The following is a 255-nucleotide window of genomic DNA, read 5'->3' as shown; positions in this document are numbered from 1 at the left end:
GCTCTGCCCGTGTTCCACTCCACTCTTTGGCTGCATTGGATGGCATTTTACAGCCGTCGATAGCAAACATTTCCCGACCAATCAGGTTCATGCCATCACACACCATCAGGACCTGAGTAAACAGAGGTGCAATCACATCCTCCATCCGCGTAATGAATTCTGCGATAGTGCTGTGGTGCGGCTGACTGTCTGCGGACAGGGCCATAAAGAGGACATTCTCCCGACAGGCCTGCGCGATTTTGCGGCTTGAAGTAA

Annotated in this window: 1 protein-coding gene; it reads right to left on the bottom strand. The window is 52.5% G+C overall.

The features are described 5' to 3' along the window. Positions 1-205 (bottom strand): transposase (locus JW499_RS22255; protein ID WP_416135416.1); only part of this gene is annotated, 205 nt, incomplete at its 3' end. Between the last annotated feature and the right edge of the window lie 50 nt (positions 206-255).

The organism is Amphritea pacifica (assembly GCF_016924145.1).
Taxonomy (GTDB): Bacteria; Pseudomonadota; Gammaproteobacteria; order Pseudomonadales; family Balneatricaceae; genus Amphritea; species Amphritea pacifica.
This window is presented reverse-complemented; position numbering and strand designations above follow the sequence as displayed.